This window comes from Planomonospora sp. ID67723, assembly GCF_015711605.1.
GTDB lineage: Bacteria > Actinomycetota > Actinomycetes > Streptosporangiales > Streptosporangiaceae > Planomonospora_A.
This window is the reverse complement of sequence record NZ_JABTEZ010000001.1, coordinates 655,570-678,365: the sequence shown is the minus strand read 5'-3', so window position 1 is coordinate 678,365 and position 22,796 is coordinate 655,570. Positions and strand designations below refer to the sequence as shown.

Below are 22,796 nucleotides of genomic sequence, written 5' to 3'. Positions count from 1 at the left end.
CGGGGAAAGTCCCGTCGATCACGGGCAGGAACTCACCGCGCCTTCCGATCGTCTACGCGGTGTGAACCCGCGAAGGAGGCAGGGATGGACTGGGTGACCGACCCGGAGATCTGGATAGGGTTCCTCACCCTCGTCGGCCTGGAGATCGTCCTGGGCATCGACAACGTCATCTTCATTTCGATCCTGGCGGGCAAGCTCCCGCCCGAGCAGCGGGACAGGGCACGCAGGCTGGGCCTGCTCGCCGCGCTGCTCAGCCGCCTGGCGCTGCTGCTCGCGCTGGCATGGGTGGTACGGCTCACCGCCCCGCTCTTCGAGGTCGCCGGGCAGCAGATCTCGGGCCGCGACCTGATCCTGATCCTGGGCGGCCTGTTCCTGCTGGGCAAGAGCGTCTTCGAGATGCACGACAGCCTGGAGGGCAAGTCCGGCCACGCCAGCGGCAAGGTCGCCGCCTCCTTCACCGCCGTGATCATCCAGATCATGATCCTGGACATCGTGTTCTCGCTCGACTCGGTGATCACCGCGGTCGGCATGGTGGACGAGATCGGCGTCATGGTCGCGGCCGTCATCGTCTCGGTCATCGTGATGCTGGTCGCCTCCGGGCCGATCAGCCGCTTCGTGGAGCAGCACCCGAGCATCAAGATGCTCGCCCTGGCCTTCCTGGTGCTGATCGGGGTGGTGCTCCTGGCCGAGGGCTTCGAGCAGCACATCCCCAAGGGCTACGTCTACTTCGCGATGGTCTTCTCGCTGGCGGTGGAGCTGCTCAACATCCGCATGCGGACCAAGGCGGGCCATGCGGAGCCGGTGGAGCTGCACCACCGCTACGAGGGGGACGAGCGCTCCGCGTCCTGACGCGCCGACGGCGCGGCCCTCTCCCGGAGCGCGCTGAGGGGCGGGGCCGGGGCGTCGGCAAAGGGGCGTTGGCGATCACGGTGTCCGGTTCAGGGCATGAGCCCGCGTCCGGCGCGGCACGGCGCCCCTCCGGGTGAACGAACGGCCGCGACCTCCGAGATCATGAGGTTCTCGACGCCACATGATCGGGGAAGACCGTGCCTGCCCCCACGTCGTCGCCGATCGGCCACGCCCTGGACCGGGAAGCGGTTATCCCGCCGACGAGCTCTGCGAAAGCGGTGCGCTGACGCGGCGTCAGGGTGGCGTAGAGCGGGGCCTGCATTGCCGTGGTCAGGTCCTCGGCGCGCGTCCACCGCGCGACGAGACCGGCTGTTCTGTCGTGCGGCGGGTCCCAGCCGTAGTGCGCGGCCTGCTCGGCGCCGAGGTTGATGACCATCGCCTGGTGGGCGGTGAGGCCGCACGCGCGCACCGCGGTGAGGTGGCAGGCGCCGCGGTGCTCGCGCAGCACGTGGATGCGCTGCATCGCCGCCGCGACCGGGTCAGCCGGCAGGGGCCGCGCTCGCCAGCCGGCGAACAGGGGCAAGGCGTCGGCGTCGGCGGCGTCGATCAGCCGCTGCGCGAGCTGGTTGAAGTGCTCCACGTCGACGCTGGTGCGCAGGTGGGCGCCGGCCCACCGCTCCATGGCGTGTGAGTAGCAGGCGACGGCATCGTCGACCGGCATCACGCGGCGCCCCGCGGACCAGCCCGTGGCGACCAGCGCCGGCCCGAGGAAGCCCTGCGCCGCCTGCACCACCGCCACCGGCGCCTCGCCCAGCACACCGAAACGGCCACGGCAGTAGAAGCCGCGCCCCGGTTGGAAACCGGCCTCCACGCCGACGGCTGCGGTCTCCGCGTCGGCCATGAACTCGTCGCCGAAGTCGTGAATCGGCCGGGCAACGGCCGCGATGCAATCGAGGATCTCCATGCGCCGACGGTCGCGCACCACCATCCGATAGGTCAAGACGGATATTGCTGCACCGACCTTTTAGATAACCTAACGAGTCATGCTGGATGTCCGCCGTCTCCACCTCCTCGCGACCGTCGCCGCCCGCGGCTCCATCACCGCGGCTGCCCGATCCCTGTCGCTGTCCGCCGGCGCCGTGTCCCAACAACTGGCGGCGCTGCGACGCGAGGTCGGAGCCGACCTGCTTCGCCCCGACGGCCGTACCGTGGCACTGACCGAGCTCGGCGCGCTGCTCGTCGACCACGGTGAGCGCATCTTCACCGCCATCCGCGACGCCGAACACGCCGTCGCCGCCCACAAGGGCACGGTCGGCGCCACCGCCACCCTGGCCGCCCTGCCCTCGACCGTCCAACGCGTCGTGACTCCCGCACTGACCGCCCTGCGCGACCGCCACCCCCAACTCGCCGTCACCTGCCTCATCAGCGACCAGGCGCAATTACGCGAGCTGGTCCTCGGCGCCGTCGACGTGATCGTCGGGCAGCGCTACCACCACCTGCCCCCGATCACCGTCAGCGGCGTCGAGACACATCCGCTGCTCGACGATCCACTGCTCGTCGTCACCGCTGCCCACCGCCGCGGTCCCGCATCCATGTCACTACCCGAGTTGAGCGAGCACAGCCTCGCCCTGCCGCCGCCGGGCACCGAGTGCGGCCAAGCCATCCTGCACGCCTGTCACCAGGCGGGATTCACGCCCACCGCCCGATACGCCACCGCGGACATCACCGCGCAACTCACCCTCGCCCGCGCCGGTCTCGCCACCGCCCTCATCCCGGCGATGGCTATCGACCCCGCCGCGCCGGGCATCCGCACCGCGGCCATCACCGGCAACCCCATCCACCGCCAGCTGTTCGCCGCAGTCCGCCGCACCGACGTCCCGAACCCCACCACCGCCGCCATCACCGCCGCCATCCGCCAGGCCACCCGCTCCAAGCCCACCTGGTGAGCGGCTACGCCGTTTCTCGCCCAGGCCGGCGGGATCCGACTCACATGGTCAAAAGATGCTCGGCCGGCTTTGCCGGGGCCCTGGGGGCGGGGTGTTCCAGGAAAGGGTCACGCCGTGCCGGAACGGCTGTCGGATTACAAAGCCGGATTACCATGAATTCGTGCACTTTGATCCGTGGAATCCGGAATTCGTCGCCCATCCCTACGACGTCTACGCCGAACTGAGGCGGGAGCGGCCGGTCAGCTTCTTCGAGCCGACCGGCCAGTGGCTGGTCGCCCGGCACGCCGACGTCAACACCCTGCTGCGCGACCGCAGGCTCGGCCGCTCCTACCTGCACGTGGCCGGCCACGCGGAGTTCGGCAGACCGGACGACCCGGAGTTCCAGGACCCGTTCTGGCGGGTGATCCGGGCCGGCATGCTCGACGTCGAGCCACCGGTCCACACACGGCTGCGGCGGCTGGTCTCCAAGGCGTTCACCCCCCGGATGGTCGAGGCGCTGCGCCCCAAGGTCGCCCGGCTCGCCGGGGACCTCGTGGACCGGTTCGCCGAGCGCGGCGGAGGCGACCTGATCTCCGAGGTGGCCGAGCCGCTCCCGGTGACCGTGATCGCCGAGATGCTCGGCGTGCCCGAGGCCGACCGTCACCTGCTGCGGCCGTGGTCGGCCGACATCTGCGGGATGTACGAGCTCAACCCGTCGGTCGAGGCCCAGCACACGGCCGTGCGCGCCGCCTCCGAGTTCTCGGACTACCTCGTCGGACTGGCCCGCGCCCGGCGGGCCGACCCGGGCGACGACCTGATCAGCGCGCTCGCGCAGGTCACCGACGACGGCGACACGCTCACCGAGGAGGAACTGGTCGGCACCTGCGTGCTGCTGCTCAACGCCGGGCACGAGGCCACCGTCAACGTCACCGGGAACGGCTGGTGGTCGCTGCTGCGCAACCCCGGCGAACTGGAGCGGCTCCGGGCCGACCACGGCCTGCTGCCGACCGCGATCGAGGAGCTGATGCGCTGGGACACCCCGCTGCAGATGTTCGAGCGCTGGGTGCTGGAGGACATCTCGGTCGGCGGGGTGGACATCCCGCGCGGCAGCGAGGTGGCGCTGCTGTTCGGCTCGGCCAACCGCGATCCCGAGGTGTTCGACGACCCCGACCGCCTCGACGTGGGACGCCGGGACAACCCGCACATCTCCTTCGGCGCCGGAATCCACTTCTGCCTGGGCGCGCCGCTGGCGCGGGTCGAGCTCGCCGAGTCGTTCGGCGCGCTGCTGCGCCGGGCCCCGAAGATGGAGCTCGCCGCCGAGCCGGAGTGGGGCCCGGGCTACGTCATCCGCGGCCTGGAGTCCCTGCAGGTCCGGATCTGACCGGCGCGGACACGGGTCAGGGGCGTGACTGGGCGAGCCAGCCGAAACCGCCGAGGCCCTCGGCGGCGATCAGCTCACCCTCCTCCGAGGCCCTCGCGAGCACCTGGAGGTAGCCGCGCGGATCGGTGCGGGCGAGGTCGGCCGGGGGCCGGGTCCCGGTGATGCCGAGGGAGCGCAGGGCCTCGCGCTGCGTGGTCAGGAGCGTCTCCGCGGCTCCGGCTCGCTCCCCGGCCACCGCGCAGGCGTCCAGGGCGACGTGCGCGGTGATGTCGCAGGAGCCGTCGGGAACGGGCGTGACGATCGCGCCGTCGCGGTAACCGGTCAGCGTGCCGTACGGCGGGCGGCCGTCCGCCGGATGGGAGTAGTCGATCGCGATCGCCCGCCCCCGCGCCAGCCGTACGATCACCGAGGCCCAGACCTCGTCACGGGGCCTGCCGATCTCCGCCCGCTCGCCCGACGCGCGCATCGGCCACCAGCGGGCCAGCCAGCCGAGGTCGGCCGCGTCCGGGCGGTCCCCGAGCCGCTCGTCGCCGGTCACGGGGTCGACCAGCACGAGCCGTGGTCCGTCCGGAGTCTGCTCGGCGACGTCCACGGGGATGTTGTCCAGCCACTCGTTGGCGACCGCCAGGCCGCAGATCTTCTCCGGCAGGGTCTCCGCCCACACGATCTCCTCGGGCAGCCGGGCGGGCCGGGGCGCCAGATCCACGGCCGTCACCCGCAGCCTGGCCCTGAGCTCCGGCGGCGCGACGGCCAGCACCCCGGCCGCGAGCCTGCCCTCACCGGCGCCGATGTCCACCAGGTCGAGGTGGCAGGGGTGGCCGAGCGCGCCGTCCACCGCGAGGAGTTCGCCCAGCACGGCCTCGGCGAAGACGGGGGAGGCGCTGACGGAGGTGCGGAAGTGCCGGGAGGGGCGCTCCCGCAGATAGAAGCCGTTCGTGCCGTAGAGCGCCTGCCGCATCGCGGCGCGCCAGGTGAGCCACACGCCTGCGACGTTACCGGTCCCCGAGTGGGGTGGACATGGGCTTGCGATGACACGCGGAGAGAACGGGTGACTGCATATTGTCATCGCTTTGCGTTAACGTTGCCCTATCGGCGGCGATCATCGTCCCGGCCCGCTCCCCCAGCGGGCACGGTCCGTGTCGTCTCCGGCTCGGTGGGATTCCCCGGCGGGGCCGGGCCCGAGTGAGGGCCCGGTCCCCGCCCCCGCCTCTCCGGCACGCGCCACCGCCTGCCGCAGCACGCCGCGACGGGGCTGCGGCCTTCCGACCCATTACGCTGGTCAACTGGGCACGGGGCCGTTCAGAGAACCTCGGTGATTCTCTTTTCCCGTTCCTGCTTCACTGATCTGCGCCCTCGGTCTCCCGCGGGTCTTACCTGATCTCCACAGGCGTTTTTCGTCTCCGTAGGGGGGAACTTCCGGGCGACGTCACACCGATTCGCTCTCTCACTCCACCGGTTCCCGCCGAGGTGATCGATCGCAACCGATGGTAGGCGATGAACGCTGGTCAACGCTGATGAACTCAAGAACGGTTTTTAATCCCAGGTGGTCGAAGGACGGGACGTCATGCACACAGATGATCGTCCGGCGCGGCTGGCAGTCGGAGTGCTCGGAGCCGGACGGGTCGGTTCGGTGCTCGGCGGCGCGCTGGCGCGGGCGGGGCATCGGATCGTGGCCGCCAGCGGCGTCTCCGACGCCTCCCGCAACCGGGCGGTGGAACGGCTCGGCCTCGCTCCCAGCAGCCCGGAGGACGTGGTGGCCAAGGCGGACCTCGTCCTGCTCACGGTCCCCGACGACGTGCTGCCCGGCCTGGTCACCGGCCTGGCCGAGACCGGCGCCGACCTGCGGGGCAAGCTGGTGGTCCACACCAGCGGCGCGTACGGCCTGGCGGTCCTCAACCCCGCGACGAGGGCGGGGGCGCTCCCGCTGGCCCTGCACCCGGTGATGACCTTCACCGGCGGCGACGACGACCTGAACCGCCTCATCGGCATCTCGTTCGGCGTCACCGCGCCCGACGAGCTCCGCATGGTGGCCGAGGCGCTGGTCATCGAGATGGAGGGCGAGCCGGTCTGGATCGAGGAGAAGGACCGGGCGCTCTACCACGCGGCCCTGGCGGGCGCGGCCAACCACATGGTCACGCTCGTCGCGGAGTCCTCCGACCTGCTGGGGAAGATCGGCGTGGCGGAGCCGGGCCGGATGCTCGGGCCGCTGCTCGGCGCGGCCCTGGACAACGTGCTCAGGCTCGGCATCGCCGGGCTGACCGGTCCCGTGGTCCGCGGCGACGCGGGGACGGTCCGCAGGCATGTGGACGCGCTGATCCTGGCCGCCCCCGAGGCGGCGGACGCCTATGTGGCCCTCGCTAGGCTCACGGCGGACCGGGCGCTCGCGGCGGGGCTGCTCAAGCCCGAGGCCGCCGAACGCCTCCTGGACGCCCTGGGAGGGAACATATGGACGTGATCGTGGCGAACGACCGCGCCGAGCTGGTCGAGGCCCGGCGGGTGCTGGGCGTGGGCGCGGGTGCCACGCTGGCGCTGGTGCCGACGATGGGGGCGCTGCACGAGGGGCACCGCTCGCTCATGCGCCTGGCCCGGGAACGGGCCGACCACGTCGCGGTGAGCATCTTCGTCAACCCCCTGCAGTTCGGTCCGGGCGAGGACTTCTCCCGCTACCCCCGGACGTTCGACGCCGACCTGGAGATCTGCGCCGCCGAGGGGGCGGGCGTCGTCTTCGCTCCCTCGGCCGAGGACATGTACCTGCCGGACCGCCAGGTCGGCGTCTCGGCGGGGGAGATGGGCACGATCGCCGAGGGGGCGTTCCGGCCGGGGCACTTCGACGGCATGCTGACCGTGGTGCTCAAGCTGTTCAACCTGGTCCGGCCGGACGTGGCGGTGTTCGGGCGCAAGGACGCCCAGCAGCTGGCGCTGATCCGCCGGATGGTCACCGACCTCGACCTGCCGATCGACATCGTGGGCGCCCCCACCGTCCGGGAGCCGGACGGTCTGGCCCTGTCCAGCAGGAACCGCTACCTGTCGGCGCAGGACCGGGTCGCGGCCCTGGCGCTCTCCCGGGCGCTGTTCGCGGGGGCGGAGCGGAGCACGCCGGCGGAGATCCGCCGGGCGGCGCGCGCCGTGCTCGACGCCGAGCCCGCGGTGGACGTCGACTATCTGATCCTGGCGGACCCGGCGACCTTCGCCGAGGTGGGCGACGGCCACACCGGGGAGGCGATCCTCGCGGTCGCGGCCAGGGTCGGGACTACCCGGCTGATCGACAACGTTGTTCTCACGCTGGGTTGATCAACGGCGTTGTTCTCGCGCAGGGTTGGTCTATAGCCTGGCATACCTCCCCATCCGGCGTGCACGCCCCGTGGCAGCGCGACCCTGAGAAAGGCGAACAGCGCATGCTCCGCACCATGCTCACCTCCAAGATCCACCGTGCCACCGTGACCCAGGCCGACCTGCACTATGTGGGATCGATCACCATCGACGAGGATCTCCTCGACGCGGCCGGGCTGCTCTCCGGAGAGCAGGTCCACGTGGTGGACATCGACAACGGCGCCCGGCTGGTCACCTACACGATCGCCGGCCCGCGCGGTTCCGGGGTCATCGGCATCAACGGCGCCGCCGCCCGCCTCGTCCACGAGGGCGATCTGGTGATCATCATCGCCTACGGCCAGATGGACGACGCCGAGGCCAGGTCCTTCCGGCCGCGCGTCGTCCACGTCGACCGGGGGAACCGGATCGTCGACCTCGGCGACGACCCGGCCGAGCCCGCACCCGGCTCCGGCGACCTGCGCGGTGACCTCGTCGCGGGGTGACGGCACCGGGCTCGGGGCGACCCGGGGAAGACCCGTCTCCTGCGGGGCGTTATCGTCATATTGACGAAATAGGCGGCCGCCCCGAGCCGCCGTGCGCAGCACGGCCATAGACACAGACAGGAGACGGCGATGAGCATTCCCGCCATCCCCCAGAGGCTGACCGCACCCGAGCCGGGCTGGACGGTCGAGGCGGACGTGGTCGTGGTCGGCTCGGGGATCGCGGGCCTGACCCTGGCGCTGCGCCACGCCGCGCTCGATCCGGGGGCGAAGGTCCTGGTCGTCACCAAGGACGTGCTCTCGGCCGGCTCCACGCGCTGGGCGCAGGGGGGCATCGCCGCCGTGCTCGACCCCGAGGACACGCCGGAGGAGCACCTGTCCGACACGCTCATCGCCGGGGTCGGCCTCTGCGACGCCGAGGCGGTCCGGGTGCTGGTGACCGAGGGGCCGGACGCGCTGCGCCGCCTCATCGCGGCGGGTGCCCGCTTCGACACCGACGCCTCCGGCGAGCTCCAGCTCACCCGGGAGGGCGGTCACCGGCGCGACCGCATCGTGCACGCGGGCGGCGACGCCACCGGGGCCGAGGTGCAGCGGGCCCTGGTCACGGCGGTCCGGTCGTCGCCGGGGATCGAGGTGATCGAGCACGCGCTCGTCCTCGACCTGCTCAAGGACGACGCCGGCCGTACGGCGGGCGTGACCCTCCACGTGATGGGCGAGGGCAGCCGCGACGGCGTGGGCGCGGTCCGCTCCCCGGCGGTGGTACTCGCCACCGGCGGCATGGGCCAGGTCTACGCCGCCACCACCAACCCGCTGGTCTCCACCGGGGACGGCGTCGCGCTCGCGCTGCGGGCCGGGGCCGTGGTGCGGGACCTGGAGTTCGTGCAGTTCCACCCGACCGTGCTCTGGCTCGGGGAGGAGGCCACCGGCCAGCAGCCCTTGATCTCCGAGGCGGTCCGCGGAGAGGGCGCGGTGCTCGTCGACGCCGACGGCGTGCGGTTCATGAAGGACGTGCACGAGCTCGCCGACCTCGCGCCCCGCGACGTCGTGGCCAAGGCGATCATGCGGCGGATGCGCGAGACGGGCGCCGACCACGTGTACCTCGACGCCCGCCACTTCGGCGAGGAGAAGTGGCGCACCCGCTTCCCGACCATCCACGCGGTCTGCCTGGAACACGGCATCGACCCGGTGACCCGGCCCATCCCGGTCGCCCCGGCCGCCCACTACGCCAGCGGCGGCGTCCGCGTCGACCTGTACGGCCGCAGCAGCGTGCCGGGCCTGTACGCCTGCGGCGAGGTGGCCTGCACCGGCGTGCACGGCGCCAACCGGCTGGCCTCCAACTCGCTGCTGGAGGGCCTGGTCTTCGCCGAGCGGATCGCCGCCGACATCCACGCGCGGCGGACGGAGGCGGGCGGGGCCGTACGGCTCTCGCCCGGCGAGCCGGCGGCCGACGGGCGCCCGACCGGCCTGGTCGACCCCCGGGCGCGGGCCAGGATCCAGGGGCACATGAGCCGGGGCGCGAGCGTGCTGCGCAGCGGCGAGAGCCTCGACGAGGTCAGCCGGGCGCTGCTCAACTCCCGCTGGACCCCGGTGGCGGTCGAGCCGTGCACCGAGGCGTGGGAGGCCACCAACCTGCTGACCGTCGCCTCGGCGCTGGTGGAGGCCGCCCGCACCCGGGAGGAGACCCGGGGGTCACACTGGCGGGAGGACTTCCCCGAGCGCGACGACACCCGGTGGCTGAGCCACCTCGACATGACCCTGACCGGAGAGGGACTGACCATGAGCTACCGCCCGCACGCCGCCGGCCCCGCCGGCCTGCCCGCGCACGTGGCCGAGGAACTGGTCGCGACGGGACTCGACCCCGCCGAGGTGACCGCCGTGATCGAGACCGCGCTCCGGGAGGACCTGCAGGAGGCGGGGGACGTGACGAGCCTGGCCACGATCCCGGCAGGGCAGACCGCGACCGCCGACGTGGTGGCGCGGGCGGACGGCGTGGTGGCGGGCCTCGCGGTCGCGGAGGCGGTGTTCGCCCGGCTCGGCGTCAGCCGTACCGAGCGGCACGTCAAGGACGGCGAGCGGGTGGGCAGGGGGGACGTGCTGATGACCGTCACCGGCGCGACCCGGGACCTGCTGACGGCCGAGCGGACCGCGCTGAACCTGCTCACCCACCTGTCCGGCGTCGCCTCGCTCACCGGCCGGTGGGTCCGGGCGGTCGAGGGGACCGGGGCCCGGATCAGGGACAGCCGCAAGACCCTGCCGGGCCTGCGCGCGCTGGAGAAGTACGCCGTCCGCGCGGGCGGCGGGGTCAACCACCGCATGTCCCTTTCGGACGCCGCGCTGATCAAGGACAATCACGTTGTGGCCGCCGGCGGGGTGGCCGAGGCGTTCCGGGCGGTCCGGGACGCCTATCCCGGCCTGCCGATCGAGGTCGAGGTCGACCGGATCGACCAGATCGAGCCGGTGCTTGCGGAGGGGGCGGAGGAGATCCTGCTGGACAACTTCACCGTGGCCGAGCTGGCGGAGGCCGTACGGCTCGTGGCCGGCAGGGCCCGGTTGGAGTCCAGCGGAGGGTTGACCTTGGAATCGGCCCGTGATGTGGCCGAAACTGGCGTTGACTACCTTGCCGTGGGCGCGCTCACACACTCGGCGCCGGCCCTTGACATCGCATTGGACCTTCGGGGGAATTGATGCTGCTCGCCATCGACGTCGGCAACACGCACACCGTTCTCGGCCTGTTCGAGGGCGAGGAGGTCATCGAGCACTGGAGGATCGCGACCGACGCCCGGCGCACCGCCGACGAGATCGCCGTCGTGCTGCAGGGCCTGCTCGCGCAGTCGCCGCTGCTCAAGGGGGCCGACGTCGACGGCATCGCGCTCTGTTCCACGGTGCCGTCGGTGCTCAACGAGATGCGTGAGATGTGCCGGCGTTACTACGGCGACGTCACCGCGGTGATCGTGGAGCCGGGCATCCGCACCGGGGTGCCGGTCCGGATGGACAACCCGAAGGAGGTCGGCAGCGACCGGATCGTCAACGCGCTCGCCGCCATCCAGTTGTACGGCGGGCCGTGCATCATCGTCGACTTCGGCACCGCCACCTCCTTCGACGCCGTCTCCGCCAAGGGGGAGTACGTCGGGGCGGTCACCGCGCCCGGGATCGAGATCTCGGTGGACGCGCTGGCCGCGGCCGGGGCGCAGTTGCACAAGGTGGAGCTGATCCGGCCCCGGTCGGTGATCGCCAAGAACACGGTCGAGGCGCTGCAGTCGGGGATCATCTACGGCTTCGCCGGCCAGGTGGACGGGATCGTGGAGCGGATGGCCGCCGAGCTGGCCGACGACCCCGACGACGTGACCGTGGTCGCGACCGGTAGCGCGGCCCCCCTCGTGACCGGTGAGGCCGCCACGGTCGACGTGCACGAGCCGTGGCTGACGCTGATCGGGCTCCGGCTCATCTACCACCGCAACACCATGTGACCGCGAGGTTCCACCGGGGCGGGAAAACCGTCACGGCGGGACAACGCCGGTTCTGCGGTATCGGTACCCTTGGCTGCGTGACCGACCATGTGACTGCAGCCGAGGATCTGCCCGAGCAGATGCGCGTGCGCCGGGAGAAGCTCGAGCGCCTCCGTTCCGAGGGCGTCGACCCCTATCCGGTGTCCTTTCCGCGCACCGCGACCAACGCCGGGATCCGCGAGAAATACGCTGATCTCGACGCTGACACCGCGACCGGCGACAAAGTGGGCGTCACGGGCCGCGTCATGCTCTCCAGGACCGGCGGCAAGCTCTGCTTCGCCACGATCCGGGACGGCTCCGGCGACCTGCAGATCATGATCTCGCTGGACAAGGTGGGCGAGGAGTCCCTCGCCGCCTGGAAGCGCGACGTCGACCTCGGCGACCACATCGGAGTCGAGGGCGAGGTCATCACCTCCAAGCGCGGTGAGCTGTCCATCCTGGCCGACCGCTGGGCGATCACCTCCAAGTGCCTGCGCCCGCTGCCGGAGAAGCACGCCGGGCTCACCGACCCGGAGGCCCGGGTACGGCTGCGCTACGTGGACCTCATCGTCAACGACGAGGCCCGCAAGATGGCCTACACCCGCAGCGCCGTGGTCCGCGCGATGCGCGACTTCTGGCACGGTGAGGGCTACCTCGAGGTCGAGACGCCGATGTTGCAGCCGATCCACGGCGGCGCGGCGGCCCGGCCCTTCAAGACCCACATCAACGCCTACGATATGGAGCTCTACCTTCGCATCGCGATCGAGCTCTACCTCAAGCGGCTCGTCGTCGGCGGCATCGAGAAGGTCTTCGAGATCAGCCGCAACTTCCGCAACGAGGGAGCGGACGCCACCCACAACCCCGAGTTCACCATGCTCGAGGCCTACGGGACGTATCTCGACTACAACGACATGGCCGACCTGACCCAGCGGATGATCCAGCAGGCGGTCGTGGCCGCGCTCGGCCACTCCGTGGTGACCCACGAGGGCCAGGAGGTCGACCTGGGCATCGCCGAGTGGCCGCGGGTGACGCTGTACGGCTCCGTCTCTGCGGCGATCGGCGAGGAGATCACCACCGAGACCCCGCTGGAGCAGGTCCGCAAGCTGGCCGACGCGCGGGAGATCCACTGGGACCCCAAGTGGGGTCAGGGCAAGCTGGTCCAGGAGCTCTTCGAGGAACTGGTCGAGCACACGCTCGTCCAGCCCACGTTCGTGATGGACTACCCGCTGGAGACCTCCCCGCTGACCCGCCAGCACCGCGACAACCCGCTGCTGACGGAGAAGTGGGACCTGATCGGGTTCGGCACCGAGCTGGGCACCGCCTACTCGGAGCTGGTCGACCCGGTCGAGCAGCGCCGCCGTCTGACCGAGCAGTCACTTCTTGCAGCGGGCGGAGATCTCGAGGCGATGCAACTTGACGAGGACTTCCTCGCAGCCCTGGAATACGCGATGCCTCCCACCGGAGGCGTCGGGGTCGGCGTGGACCGTCTCATCATGGCCTTCACGGGCAGGAACATCCGGGAGACCATCCTGTTCCCGCTGGTCAAGCCGGCCGGCGGGGCCTGAGGATCACCTTCTGCGAGGCGGCCGTCCCCGTGGCGGCCGCCTTTTTCTTTGCCTTGTCCCGGAAGTCGGATTACCGCCCGGACGAGGCCTTTCGGTCGTCGGGGAGCGATCCATCGGCACGCGGGCCCTGGTTCCGGACCGACTTAACCATAAAGGCACTGACATATCGTGAGTAGTTCATGTATTAAGCACTATGTCAATCATGCGAAGCGAGTCTATGGAGGCTGGAACTTGACGAGCTTTGAAGAAGACGTTTACCGTTCCTGACGGGTTACATTGCTTCCGATCACACTCACGGCTGGGTTCCGGTCCGGGGGGAGGACCTCTAGATGGCATATCCAGAAGTTGTAGTGGATTTCCGTCGTGACGACAGTCTTCCGGGCGCGCGCGAGGTTGATTTGAGTGAGGATGACCTTGTTCTCCTGTCGGAGCTGGCCAAAGGGGTCACCGTGGACCGCGTGGGGCGGCGCCTCGACATCAGCGGGCGCACCGTGCGGCGCAGGCTCCGTGGCATCTGCGACCGCATCGGCGTGGCCACCGCGATCGAGGCCGTGGCCTGGGCCGCGCGCCGCCGCCTGATCTAGCGCGCCCGGCCCGCGGGGCCGGTTCGGCGCCTCCCCGGATCCCCGGCCCGGCTCAGTCCGCGATCCGCACGCCGCCGGCGTACGGCCGGCCCTCGATCGAGGCGATGTGGACGACGTCGCCGGTCCGCGGCGCGTGGACCATCATGCCCCCGCCGATGTAGATCCCGACGTGGTGCAGGTCGTTGTAGAAGAAGACCAGGTCGCCGGGGCGAAGCTCGCTCTTGGAGATGTGGGTGCCCGCGGTCCACTGGTTGCCGGTGTAGTGCGGGAGGCTGATGCCGACCTTCTGGTAGGCCCACATGACCAGGCCGGAGCAGTCGAAGCCGTGAGGTCCCTCGGCGCCCCACACATAGGGCTTCAACTGCTGGGTGAGCGCCCAGCGGGCGGCCTCCGCGGCCTTCCCGCTGCCCACGATGGGTGCGTCGATCTTCACTCGGCGGCCGCGGCCGGTCCTCTCCCGCACCCCCCGGAACAGGTCGCTCTCGACCCGGGCGACCAGCCGCTCGATCTTCGTGCGCTTGGTCTCGATCTCGTCGAGAAGCTTGTTGACCTCGGCGGTCCGGGCCTTGGCGCCCGCCTTAGCCCGTTCGGCGGCCTTGATCGCCCGGCTGACCTGGGCGACCTCCTCGCTCTGCTGCTGCTGGATGGTGTAGACCGTGGCGGCCTGGTCGAGGAAGGCGTCGGGGTCGCTGGAGCCGGCGAAGGCCAGCCCGGAGGCCAGGCCGCCGGACATGTAGCTGCTCTGCGCCAGCAGGCTCGCCTTGTAGCGCCGCGCCTCGAGCTCGGCCTCGCTGCCCGAGAGGGTCTTCTTCGCGGCCGCTGCGGCCCGTTCGGCCTGCTTGAGCTTGACCCGCTCGCCGTTGAACTGCTCGGTGAGCCGGCCGATCTCGTTGTGGAGCTTCTCGGCCTGTTTGGCGAGCTCCTGGAGGCTCGGCTCAGGTTCGGCGGTGGCCGCGACCAGAGGGGTGCCGAGGGTGAGGGCGGTGAAGGCGACCGCGATGACGGAGATCCGGCGGGAGATCCCTCGCGGGGCGCGCAGGGTGCGTTCTCGACCGCGGGCGCGCTCGCCCGCGTGTCGTCCTCCGCGATCGCGCGTGCGCTTCACCAACAGGCTCCTCTCCTCTGCCGCCTACCGGGTTAGCTGACGGGTTCGGGCCAGGAGAGCGCCCTACCGGGGCGCGGGGGCGCCACGGATTCACCCCGGGGGACTTCAAGGAGGGTGGGTCCCCGGCTCTCCGTATTCGGAGACTCGGCGGGCCGGCTCTCGGGGTGAGCCGACATCGGGCTGGACACTAGTGCAAAGGGAGGTTCAAGCTCAACCGGAACTGCAAAATCGGTAAGGGTTCACCAACGACACAATCACGGAAAGGTTACGAGAAATCCTATCCAACGGGACATTGCGCTCCGGCTGGCCGTCATGGACCTCCTCGGGGAAGGTCCTTGCAGGTCTGCGGGGGTGTGTCCCGGGGGAGCCGAGTGCGGCCGAGGTGCCGGTGGGTCGCAGCGGGCATCCCCTTGCGTGTCGTCTGATGCTTTTGGGGGCCGAGTTAAGGGCGAGCCGTAACCGCGGACCGAAGAGGACGTACTCTGATCGGTTATGAAGCAGGTTGCCGAGCACTTCCCCCCGCGGGCCGTACAGGGCGCCGAGGTGATCACGGTCCGCCGCGCGCGCACCCCGGACGTGCGCGCCATCCGGCGGCTCGTCGACACCTACGCGGGGGCGGGCCCGCGCCTGCTGGAGAAGGCAACCGTCACGCTGTACGAGGACGTGCAGGAGTTCTGGGTCGCCGAACGGGCGGGCGCGGTGGTCGGCTGTGGAGCCCTCCACGTGCTCTGGGAGGACCTTGCGGAGATCCGCACCGTCGCCGTCGACCCCTCCTGCCGGCGGATGGGGATCGGTCACATGATCGTCTCTGCCCTCATACGCACGGCCCGCGAGCTCGGCCTGCGCCGTGTCTTCTGCCTGACCTTCGAGGTGGGTTTCTTCGCCGGGTACGGGTTCAGGGAGATCCAGGGCGCGCCCGTCTCGCCGGAGGTCTACGCCGAGCTGCTCGCCTCCTACGACGAGGGCGTGGCGGAGTTCCTCGACCTGGAGCGTGTCAAGCCGAATACCTTGGGAAACACCCGAATGCTGCTCCATCTGGGCCAAAATGACCTTGGTGACGACCCATCGGAAAGGTGACTGTCGTTACCTATGTCGATACCTTGTGCAGCAGCAAGCATGTGTCTGACATAAGCCACATGCCCAGTCGAAGTGAGGTGACGCGGTGAGTACCGGACAGCCGCCGTATCCGCAGGATGAGCCCGACCGCGATCGCACACCGTCGGGGCAGCCGGAATACGGACAGCAGAACGCAGGCCGGGGCGGGCTCGACCCGGATGTGACGATCGTGGGATACCGGTCGGAGAACACCGGTCCCGGCCAGGCTCAGCCCGGCTACGGTCAGCAGGGCTACGACCAGCAGCAGGGGTACGGCCAGCAGGGCGGGACGGGCGCCTACGGCCAGCAGGCCTCCCAGCCGGGCTACGGCCAGCAGCCGGGTTACGGGCAGCAGCCCGCACAGCCCGGCTACGGCCAGCAGGCGTCCCAGCCGGGCTACGGCCAGCAGCCGGGCTACGGGCAGCAGCCCGCACAGCCCGGCTACGGCCAGCAGGCGTCCCAGCCGGGCTACGGCCAGCAGCCCGGCTACGGCCAGCAGCCGGGTTACGGGCAGCAGGCGTCCCAGCCGGGCTACGGGCAGCAGCCCGGCTACGGCCAGCAGCCCGCGCAGCCGGGCTACGGGCAGCAGCAGCCGGGCTACGGCCAGCCGTCCGCCTACGGGCAGCAGGCTCCGTCCTACAGCCAGGGGTACGGCCCTCAGGGCGCGACGCCCCCGGGCGTGCCCGCTCCGCTCGCGGAGTGGTGGCAGCGTCTGGTGGCCCGCATCATCGACGGCGTCATCCTGGCCATCCCTCTGGCCATCCTGACCTTCGCGATAACCGCCGCGCTGGTCACCCCGCCGTCGTTCGACGCCACGACCGGTGCGCTCGAGGCGGGCGGCGGGGTCGTCCTCGCCTCCATAATCACCGGCATCATCGCGGGCCTGATCTTCATCGCCTACGAGTTCCTGATGCTCAAGCAGAACGGCCAGACCGTCGGCAAGATGGTCATGGGCATCAAGGTGGTCCCGGTCGGGAGCTCCTCGACCGCCGGCGGCCTGCCCGCCGACTTCGCCGTGAAGCGGGCGGGTGTGCTCTACGGCCCGTACCTGGTGAACGGGGTGCCCTTCCTGGGGCTGATCGTGAGCATCTTCAGCCTGGTGAACGTGCTCTGGCTGCTGTGGGACAAGCCGCTCCAGCAGGCTCTGCACGACAAGGTCGCCGCGACGGTGGTCGTCAAGGTCAAGTAGTCCTCTGATTGTCGGGGCCGGCGGGGAACCGCCGGCCCCGCTTTCATATGCGGGCGGGAAAAGGTGTGGAGTAACACCTGGCGGGCAGGTCGCCGTCATGGCCTGAAGCGATTCACCCCGGAAGGGGGACACCATGGCCGTTCCATCGCGACCTGGTGCGGACAATCGTCCCGGACCGGTGTCTCCGGAGGCCGCCGGTTCCCCCGCGGTTCCCGTAGAAGGGCCTCCGCCTTCCGAGGCTCCGGCGCCGCTGGCCGATTGGTGGGAGCGATTGGCCGCCCGCGCCATCGACGGAGTGGTCTTCGCGGTGCTCTACTGGATTCTCTCGCTCGCGTTCTACCTCATCTTCGTTCAGGCGGGCGGGGAGCGCGTGGCGGACCCCCGGACGCTCCCGGCGTCGTTCGCCGGGCTGATCGCTTTTGGTGCTTATACGCTCTATGACTATGCGTCGCACGCCCGGAGCGGCCGTACGGCGGGCAAGAAAGCGATGGGGATCCGCGTGGTCCCGTACGGCGCCGCCGCGCCGGCGCCTTCCGCGCTGATGAAGCGGGCGGTTCTCTGCCCCGGCGTTCTCCTGGCCTCGGGCATTCCCCTGCTGAACCTGCCGGCGGCGGTCCTCGGCTTCGCGGCGGGCCTGTTCATCCTCCTGGACCGGCCTCTCCAACAGGGCCTTCATGACAAGTTGGCCGGTACCGTCGTGGTCAAGGACCTGCCCTGACATTGGCCTCCGCGACTTGGTGATCAGTAAGTCATCGCTCTGCCCGCCTTTTCCGCACCGCTTTCCGGAGCCGTCTGGTAAGGAGCCTGCCCAGAAGCATTAAGCTGGCCCGGGAAGGGTATGGCGCACCCCGCCAGGCACATCGTGCCTGCGGGCCGCTATGGTCTTCTCCGAGCCGATCCGCTCGTTGCGGACGGATCCCGGCGGCTTCGGGATCCCGCCGCCGGAATTTCAGATCCCGAATGTCGGCCCGTGCGGAGCGAGGACATGTACGAGGTAATAGCCGCGCTGACGCCGCCCCTGGTGGTGGGCGGGGTTTTTGTGTATGCAGTTTTCAAGCTCTTCCGCAGTGAGGCGGCCGGTCGTCGCGCCCCGAAACCAATCGACAAGGCCGAGTCCGGGAAGGGCTGAGAGCCCCTTCCTTCCTTCCGCCTCTCTTGCCCCCGAGTTCGCTGAGAATCGCCCGGCTTCTTGGAATTGCTGCCCGGTCACGGCGGGTATATGTTTAGCTGGCAATGAAACAATGCTCCGCGAAAGGGTTGCATACATGGCCAAGCAGATCCAGGAGATTCTCATCGACGACCTCGATGGGGGCGAGGCCAATGAGACCGTCGCCTTCGCGATTGACGGCACCAGCTATGAGATTGACCTGAGTGACGTAAACGCGAAGAAGCTCCGTGACTCTCTGGAGCCTTTCGTCGCCAGCGCCCGCCGCTCCGGGGCCGCGGCCCCCCGCCGCCGGCGCGCCGGCGGCACGCGGGCACTGACTCGGGAGAAGAGCGCCGACATCCGGGCATGGGCCAAGTCCCACGGTCTCAACGTCAGCGAGCGCGGTCGAATCGCCTCCAAGATCGTCGAGCAGTACGAGGCGGCTCACTGACCGGTGGTCGGCGATGCGGTTCGCCGATCGGAATCATGCGGTTATGGCGGCCACGGTGGGGTCCGGTGGCGGCCATGACCGCATGATGCGTTTCAAGGTCGATAAACGTCGTTCGCTTGCGGCGTATCGGGAACATCGCACCCCCGACAAGTAGTTGGATGGAGCGTGAACGCCCTGCTCTCGGGGAACGTCCTATGGCATAGAGCGGTCTCCGGGTCGGGGCTACCATGCGGGAGGACAGGGCCCGGATATCCCGGACCTGCCTGACCGCTCTGTGAGGAGCGACGAGATGTTCGAGAGGTTCACCGACCGCGCACGGCGGGTTGTCGTCCTGGCCCAAGAAGAGGCCCGGATGCTCAACCACAACTACATCGGTACGGAGCACATTCTTCTTGGTCTGATCCATGAAGGTGAAGGCGTTGCCGCCAAGGCTCTGGAGAGCCTCGGCATCAGTCTTGAGGGTGTGCGGCAGCAGGTCGAGGAGATCATCGGCCAGGGCCAGTCGGCGCCGTCGGGGCACATTCCCTTCACCCCGCGCGCCAAGAAGGTCCTTGAGCTGTCGCTCCGCGAGGCCCTGCAACTGGGGCACAACTACATCGGCACCGAGCACATCCTGCTCGGCCTCATCCGTGAGGGCGAGGGCGTCGCGGCCCAGGTGCTGGTGAAGCTGGGCGCCGACCTCAACAGGGTGCGGCAGCAGGTCATCCAGTTGCTTCACGGCTACCAGGGCAAGGAGCCGGCCGCCTCGGGCGGGCCGCAGGAGGCCGCACCGTCGACCTCGCTCGTGCTCGACCAGTTCGGCCGCAACCTGACCCAGGCCGCCCGTGAGGGCAAGCTGGACCCGGTGATCGGCCGCGACAAGGAGATCGAGCGGGTCATGCAGGTCCTCTCCCGGAGGACCAAGAACAACCCGGTCCTGGTGGGCGAGCCCGGCGTGGGCAAGACCGCCGTCGTGGAGGGGCTGTCCCAGAAGATCGTCAAGGGTGAGGTCCCCGAGACGCTCAAGGACAAGCAGCTCTACACCCTGGACCTGGGCGCCCTGGTGGCGGGTTCGCGTTACCGCGGTGACTTCGAAGAGCGCCTGAAGAAGGTCCTCAAGGAGATCCGCACCCGCGGCGACATCATCCTGTTCATCGACGAGCTCCACACGCTCGTCGGCGCGGGTGCCGCGGAGGGCGCGATCGACGCCGCCAGCATCCTCAAGCCGATGCTGGCCCGTGGCGAGCTGCAGACCATCGGTGCCACCACCCTGGACGAATACCGCAAGCACCTGGAGAAGGACGCCGCCCTGGAGCGGCGCTTCCAGCCGATCCAGGTGGCCGAGCCCAGCCTCAGCCACACGATCGAGATCCTCAAGGGCCTGCGCGACCGCTACGAGGCCCACCACCGGGTCTCCATCACGGACGGCGCCCTCGTGGCCGCCGCGCAGCTGGCCGACCGCTACATCAGCGACCGGTTCCTGCCGGACAAGGCGATCGACCTCATCGACGAGGCCGGCTCGCGCATGCGCATCCGCCGCATGACCGCGCCGCCGGACCTGCGCGAGTACGACGAGAAGATCGCCAATGTGCGGCGCGAGAAGGAGTCCGCGATCGACGCGCAGGACTTCGAGAAGGCCGCAGCCCTGCGCGACCAGGAGAAGCAGCTCCAGCTCAAGCGCGAGCGCCGGGAGAAGGAGTGGAAGGCCGGCGACATGGACGTCGTGGCCGAGGTGACCGAGGAGCTCATCGCCGAGGTCCTCGCCACCGCCACCGGCATCCCGGTCTTCAAGCTGACCGAGGAGGAGTCCCAGCGGCTGCTCCGCATGGAAGACGAGCTGCACAAGCGGATCATCGGCCAGGACGACGCCATCAAGGGTCTGTCCCGCTCGATCCGCCGCACCCGCGCCGGGTTGAAGGACCCGCGTCGCCCGGGCGGCTCGTTCATCTTCGCCGGCCCGTCCGGCGTCGGCAAGACCGAGCTGTCCAAGGCGCTGGCCGAGTTCCTGTTCGGGGACGAGGACGCGCTGATCATGCTGGACATGTCCGAGTTCATGGAGAAGCACACCGTCTCCAGGCTGTTCGGCTCCCCGCCCGGCTACGTCGGGTACGAAGAGGGCGGCCAGCTCACCGAGAAGGTGCGGCGCAAGCCGTTCTCCGTGGTCCTCTTCGACGAGATCGAGAAGGCCCACCCGGACATCTTCAACTCGCTGCTGCAGATCCTGGAGGACGGTCGCCTGACCGACGCCCAGGGTCGCGTGGTGGACTTCAAGAACACCGTCATCATCATGACGACCAACCTCGGCACCCGGGACATCTCCAAGGGCATCGGGGTGGGCTTCGCGAAGTCCAACGACACCGAGTCGAACTACGACCGGATGAAGGGCAAGGTGCAGGAGGAGCTCAAGCAGCACTTCCGGCCCGAGTTCCTCAACCGTGTCGACGACATCGTGGTCTTCCACCAGCTGACGCCGAAGGAGATCATCAAGATCGTGGACCTCATGCTCGCGCAGGTCGCCGAGCGCCTGAAGGACCGCGACATGGGTCTGGAGGTCTCGCAGGAGGCCAAGCAGCTGCTGGCCGACCGCGGCTACGACCCGGTGATGGGCGCCCGCCCGCTCCGCCGTACGATCCAGCGCGAGCTGGAGGACTCCCTCTCGGAGAAGATCCTGTACGGCGAGCTCCGCCCCGGCCAGGTCGTGAAGATCGCGATCGAGGGCGAGGGGGAGAACGCCAAGTTCACCTTCAACGGCGAGAGCATGCCCGGCAACAAGGTCCCGGACTCGGCCGCGTCCATCGTGGAGCCGATCCAGAACTGACCTCCGGCGCGCCGGGCGGACGCGGGTCCCCCGGCGCGAGGGAGGGCGGCCGGCCCCCGGTCCGCCGGACGGCGCCGGCTCCCGGTCCGCCGGGTGGAGGCGAAGCAGGCCCCGTGGTGAGGATGCTCACCACGGGGTCTGCCTTTTTGTTATCCAAGGGAGTCCTTTCGCCACCAAAGGTAGTACTACACTCTGTAGAGCGAACTGGACCACTTCCCGCCGCCGGCTCACCGGCCGACGCACGCGACGGGGCCGGTCCCGAGATCAGCCCAGCGGCGTACTGACGAATCAGCTCCGGGAGTGACGCGGAGACCGGTGCCCGTACGGCAGGCTCTCGGCGGACCGGGTCGAGTTCCCAGCAGACAAGGGACTCCCGGCTCATGAGGCCGGGACCACGGGTGTGGGGCAATCGGGTCTCTTACACGGAGCACGCCTGGAGGCATCGGATGCGTTTGCGGCACGAGGACGGGACGCTCGTTCACCTGGCCTACAACGCGGGTGTGCACCCCGCGGAGGACCTGGAGAACCTGATCGCGCACCTGACCCGCTACGCGGTCCCGGTGCGCAAGCGGCTGGGCGTGGAGCGGATGGGGGTCGGCCTCTGGCTCTCCCCGAGCGTCGCCGACCATCTCACCGCCGACCGGATCGAGCTGGTACGGCTCCGCCGCTCCCTGGAGGAGCGCGGCCTGGAGGTCGTCAGCCTCAACGGCACCGGAGGCCGCAACCAGGACGCCCCCGGTCCCGACTGGGCCAAGCCCGAGCGCTACCGCTACACGATGGCCCTCGCCAAGATCCTGGCCTTCCTCCTCCCGGAGGACGTCCGCTTCGGCAGCATCTCCACCATCCCCATCGGCTGGCGCCGTGACTGGCCCGCCGACCTGCACACCATCGCCTCACGCAGGCTGGAGCGGCTCTCCCGCGAACTGCGCGGCCTGTACAGCGTGACCGGCAAGACCATCAGGGTCGGGTTCGAGCCCTGGCCCGGCTGCGTGCTGGAGACCACCGAGCAGGCCCTGGAGCGGGTCTGCGGCATCGACTCCGAGCACCTGGGGGTCTGCCTGGACGCCTGCCACCTCGCCGGCGGCGCCGAGGAGCCCGGACAGGCCCTGCGCGGCCTGGCGGCGGCCGGGGCCCCGGTGGTCAAGCTCAGCCACGTCCACAACCATGTGGGGGACGCCTGCAGGGAGCTGCCGAGCACCAGGTCGGTCCTGGAGGACACCCTGACGGCGATGCTCTCCGGCGCCGTGAGCGGCACCGCCCACATCGAGGTCGAGGCCCACGACCTGGCCGCGCCCATGCGGGCCAAGGGGCCCGGCGCGCTGGTCAACGCGCTGGCCGAGGAGCTCGACTGGGCCCGCAGCAACCTCACCGCCTTCGGCCTGCGCCTGGCCGCGTAGGCATGCGCCGGGAGCGC

19 protein-coding genes and 1 riboswitch are annotated in these 22,796 nt (G+C 70.1%); of the genes, 16 read left to right on the top strand and 3 right to left on the bottom strand.

Annotation, left to right across the window (positions count from 1 at the left end; all coding sequences use genetic code 11):
• Positions 1–84 precede the first annotated feature (84 nt).
• Entirely contained in the window at positions 85–849 is a 765-nt protein-coding gene (locus HS041_RS03120; RefSeq protein ID WP_196439008.1) for a TerC family protein, read from the top strand.
• A gap of 160 nt (positions 850–1,009) precedes the next feature.
• Here the strand turns inward: HS041_RS03120 and HS041_RS03115 are convergent, their stop codons facing one another.
• Positions 1,010–1,813: an SCO6745 family protein gene (locus HS041_RS03115; RefSeq protein WP_196439007.1), complete on the bottom strand. Its 804-nt coding sequence runs from the start codon at positions 1,811–1,813 to the stop codon at positions 1,010–1,012.
• A gap of 79 nt (positions 1,814–1,892) precedes the next feature.
• On the opposite strand from HS041_RS03115, the gene HS041_RS03110 reads away from it, so the two are divergent.
• Complete coding sequence (locus HS041_RS03110; protein ID WP_196439006.1) at positions 1,893–2,795, top strand: LysR family transcriptional regulator; 903 nt, start codon at positions 1,893–1,895, stop codon at positions 2,793–2,795.
• 160 nt (positions 2,796–2,955) lie between these two features.
• On the top strand, positions 2,956–4,155 hold the full coding sequence (locus HS041_RS03105) for a cytochrome P450 (protein ID WP_196439005.1): 1,200 nt from the start codon (positions 2,956–2,958) through the stop codon (positions 4,153–4,155).
• Between the two features lie 16 nt (positions 4,156–4,171).
• Here the strand turns inward: HS041_RS03105 and HS041_RS03100 are convergent, their stop codons facing one another.
• Positions 4,172–5,137 (bottom strand): SAM-dependent methyltransferase, encoded by a 966-nt coding sequence (locus HS041_RS03100; protein ID WP_196439004.1) that lies wholly within the window; start codon positions 5,135–5,137, stop codon positions 4,172–4,174.
• A 582-nt stretch (positions 5,138–5,719) separates the two neighbouring features.
• Here HS041_RS03100 and HS041_RS03095 point away from each other — a divergent pair.
• The 7 genes from HS041_RS03095 (at position 5,720) to HS041_RS03065 (ending at position 13,598) form a co-directional block, all read left to right on the top strand.
• On the top strand, positions 5,720–6,610 hold the full coding sequence (locus tag HS041_RS03095) for a Rossmann-like and DUF2520 domain-containing protein (RefSeq protein WP_196439003.1): 891 nt from the start codon (positions 5,720–5,722) through the stop codon (positions 6,608–6,610).
• On the top strand, positions 6,601–7,446 hold the full coding sequence (panC, locus tag HS041_RS03090) for a pantoate--beta-alanine ligase (protein WP_196439002.1): 846 nt from the start codon (positions 6,601–6,603) through the stop codon (positions 7,444–7,446). The genes HS041_RS03095 and panC overlap by 10 nt, the downstream gene beginning before the upstream one ends.
• Before the next feature lie 104 nt (positions 7,447–7,550).
• Entirely contained in the window at positions 7,551–7,967 is a 417-nt protein-coding gene (panD, locus tag HS041_RS03085; protein WP_196439001.1) for an aspartate 1-decarboxylase, read from the top strand.
• Between the two features lie 129 nt (positions 7,968–8,096).
• Entirely contained in the window at positions 8,097–10,649 is a 2,553-nt protein-coding gene (locus HS041_RS03080) for an L-aspartate oxidase (protein WP_196439000.1), read from the top strand.
• Positions 10,649–11,431 (top strand): type III pantothenate kinase, encoded by a 783-nt coding sequence (locus HS041_RS03075; protein ID WP_196438999.1) that lies wholly within the window; start codon positions 10,649–10,651, stop codon positions 11,429–11,431. The genes HS041_RS03080 and HS041_RS03075 overlap by 1 nt, the downstream gene beginning before the upstream one ends.
• A gap of 77 nt (positions 11,432–11,508) precedes the next feature.
• A complete protein-coding gene (gene lysX, locus HS041_RS03070; protein WP_196438998.1) occupies positions 11,509–13,014 on the top strand; it encodes a bifunctional lysylphosphatidylglycerol synthetase/lysine--tRNA ligase LysX in 1,506 nt (501 codons plus the stop codon).
• Between the two features lie 398 nt (positions 13,015–13,412).
• Entirely contained in the window at positions 13,413–13,598 is a 186-nt protein-coding gene (locus HS041_RS03065; RefSeq protein WP_230878395.1) for a helix-turn-helix domain-containing protein, read from the top strand.
• A 52-nt stretch (positions 13,599–13,650) separates the two neighbouring features.
• On the opposite strand, the gene HS041_RS38040 is transcribed toward HS041_RS03065, so the two are convergent.
• Positions 13,651–14,703, bottom strand: coding sequence for a C40 family peptidase (locus HS041_RS38040; RefSeq protein ID WP_307845150.1), 1,053 nt, complete (start codon positions 14,701–14,703; stop codon positions 13,651–13,653).
• A gap of 5 nt (positions 14,704–14,708) precedes the next feature.
• Positions 14,709–14,863, bottom strand: a riboswitch (cyclic di-AMP (ydaO/yuaA leader).
• Between the two features lie 332 nt (positions 14,864–15,195).
• Here HS041_RS38040 and HS041_RS03055 point away from each other — a divergent pair.
• The 6 genes from HS041_RS03055 (at position 15,196) to HS041_RS03030 (ending at position 22,779) form a co-directional block, all read left to right on the top strand.
• Positions 15,196–15,780, top strand: a complete 585-nt coding sequence (locus tag HS041_RS03055) for an amino-acid N-acetyltransferase (RefSeq protein WP_196438997.1) — start codon at positions 15,196–15,198, stop codon at positions 15,778–15,780.
• Between the two features lie 85 nt (positions 15,781–15,865).
• The gene (locus HS041_RS39905) at positions 15,866–16,987 is read left to right on the top strand and encodes an RDD family protein (RefSeq protein WP_307845149.1); all 1,122 of its coding nucleotides are present in this window, start codon (positions 15,866–15,868) and stop codon (positions 16,985–16,987) included.
• Positions 16,988–17,120: 133 nt separating this feature from the next.
• Positions 17,121–17,705 (top strand): RDD family protein, encoded by a 585-nt coding sequence (locus tag HS041_RS03045; RefSeq protein WP_255529538.1) that lies wholly within the window; start codon positions 17,121–17,123, stop codon positions 17,703–17,705.
• A gap of 547 nt (positions 17,706–18,252) precedes the next feature.
• On the top strand, positions 18,253–18,585 hold the full coding sequence (locus HS041_RS03040) for a histone-like nucleoid-structuring protein Lsr2 (RefSeq protein ID WP_196438995.1): 333 nt from the start codon (positions 18,253–18,255) through the stop codon (positions 18,583–18,585).
• Between the two features lie 289 nt (positions 18,586–18,874).
• Positions 18,875–21,382: an ATP-dependent Clp protease ATP-binding subunit gene (locus tag HS041_RS03035; protein ID WP_196438994.1), complete on the top strand. Its 2,508-nt coding sequence runs from the start codon at positions 18,875–18,877 to the stop codon at positions 21,380–21,382.
• A 446-nt stretch (positions 21,383–21,828) separates the two neighbouring features.
• A complete protein-coding gene (locus HS041_RS03030; protein ID WP_196438993.1) occupies positions 21,829–22,779 on the top strand; it encodes a TIM barrel protein in 951 nt (316 codons plus the stop codon).
• Positions 22,780–22,796 lie beyond the last annotated feature (17 nt).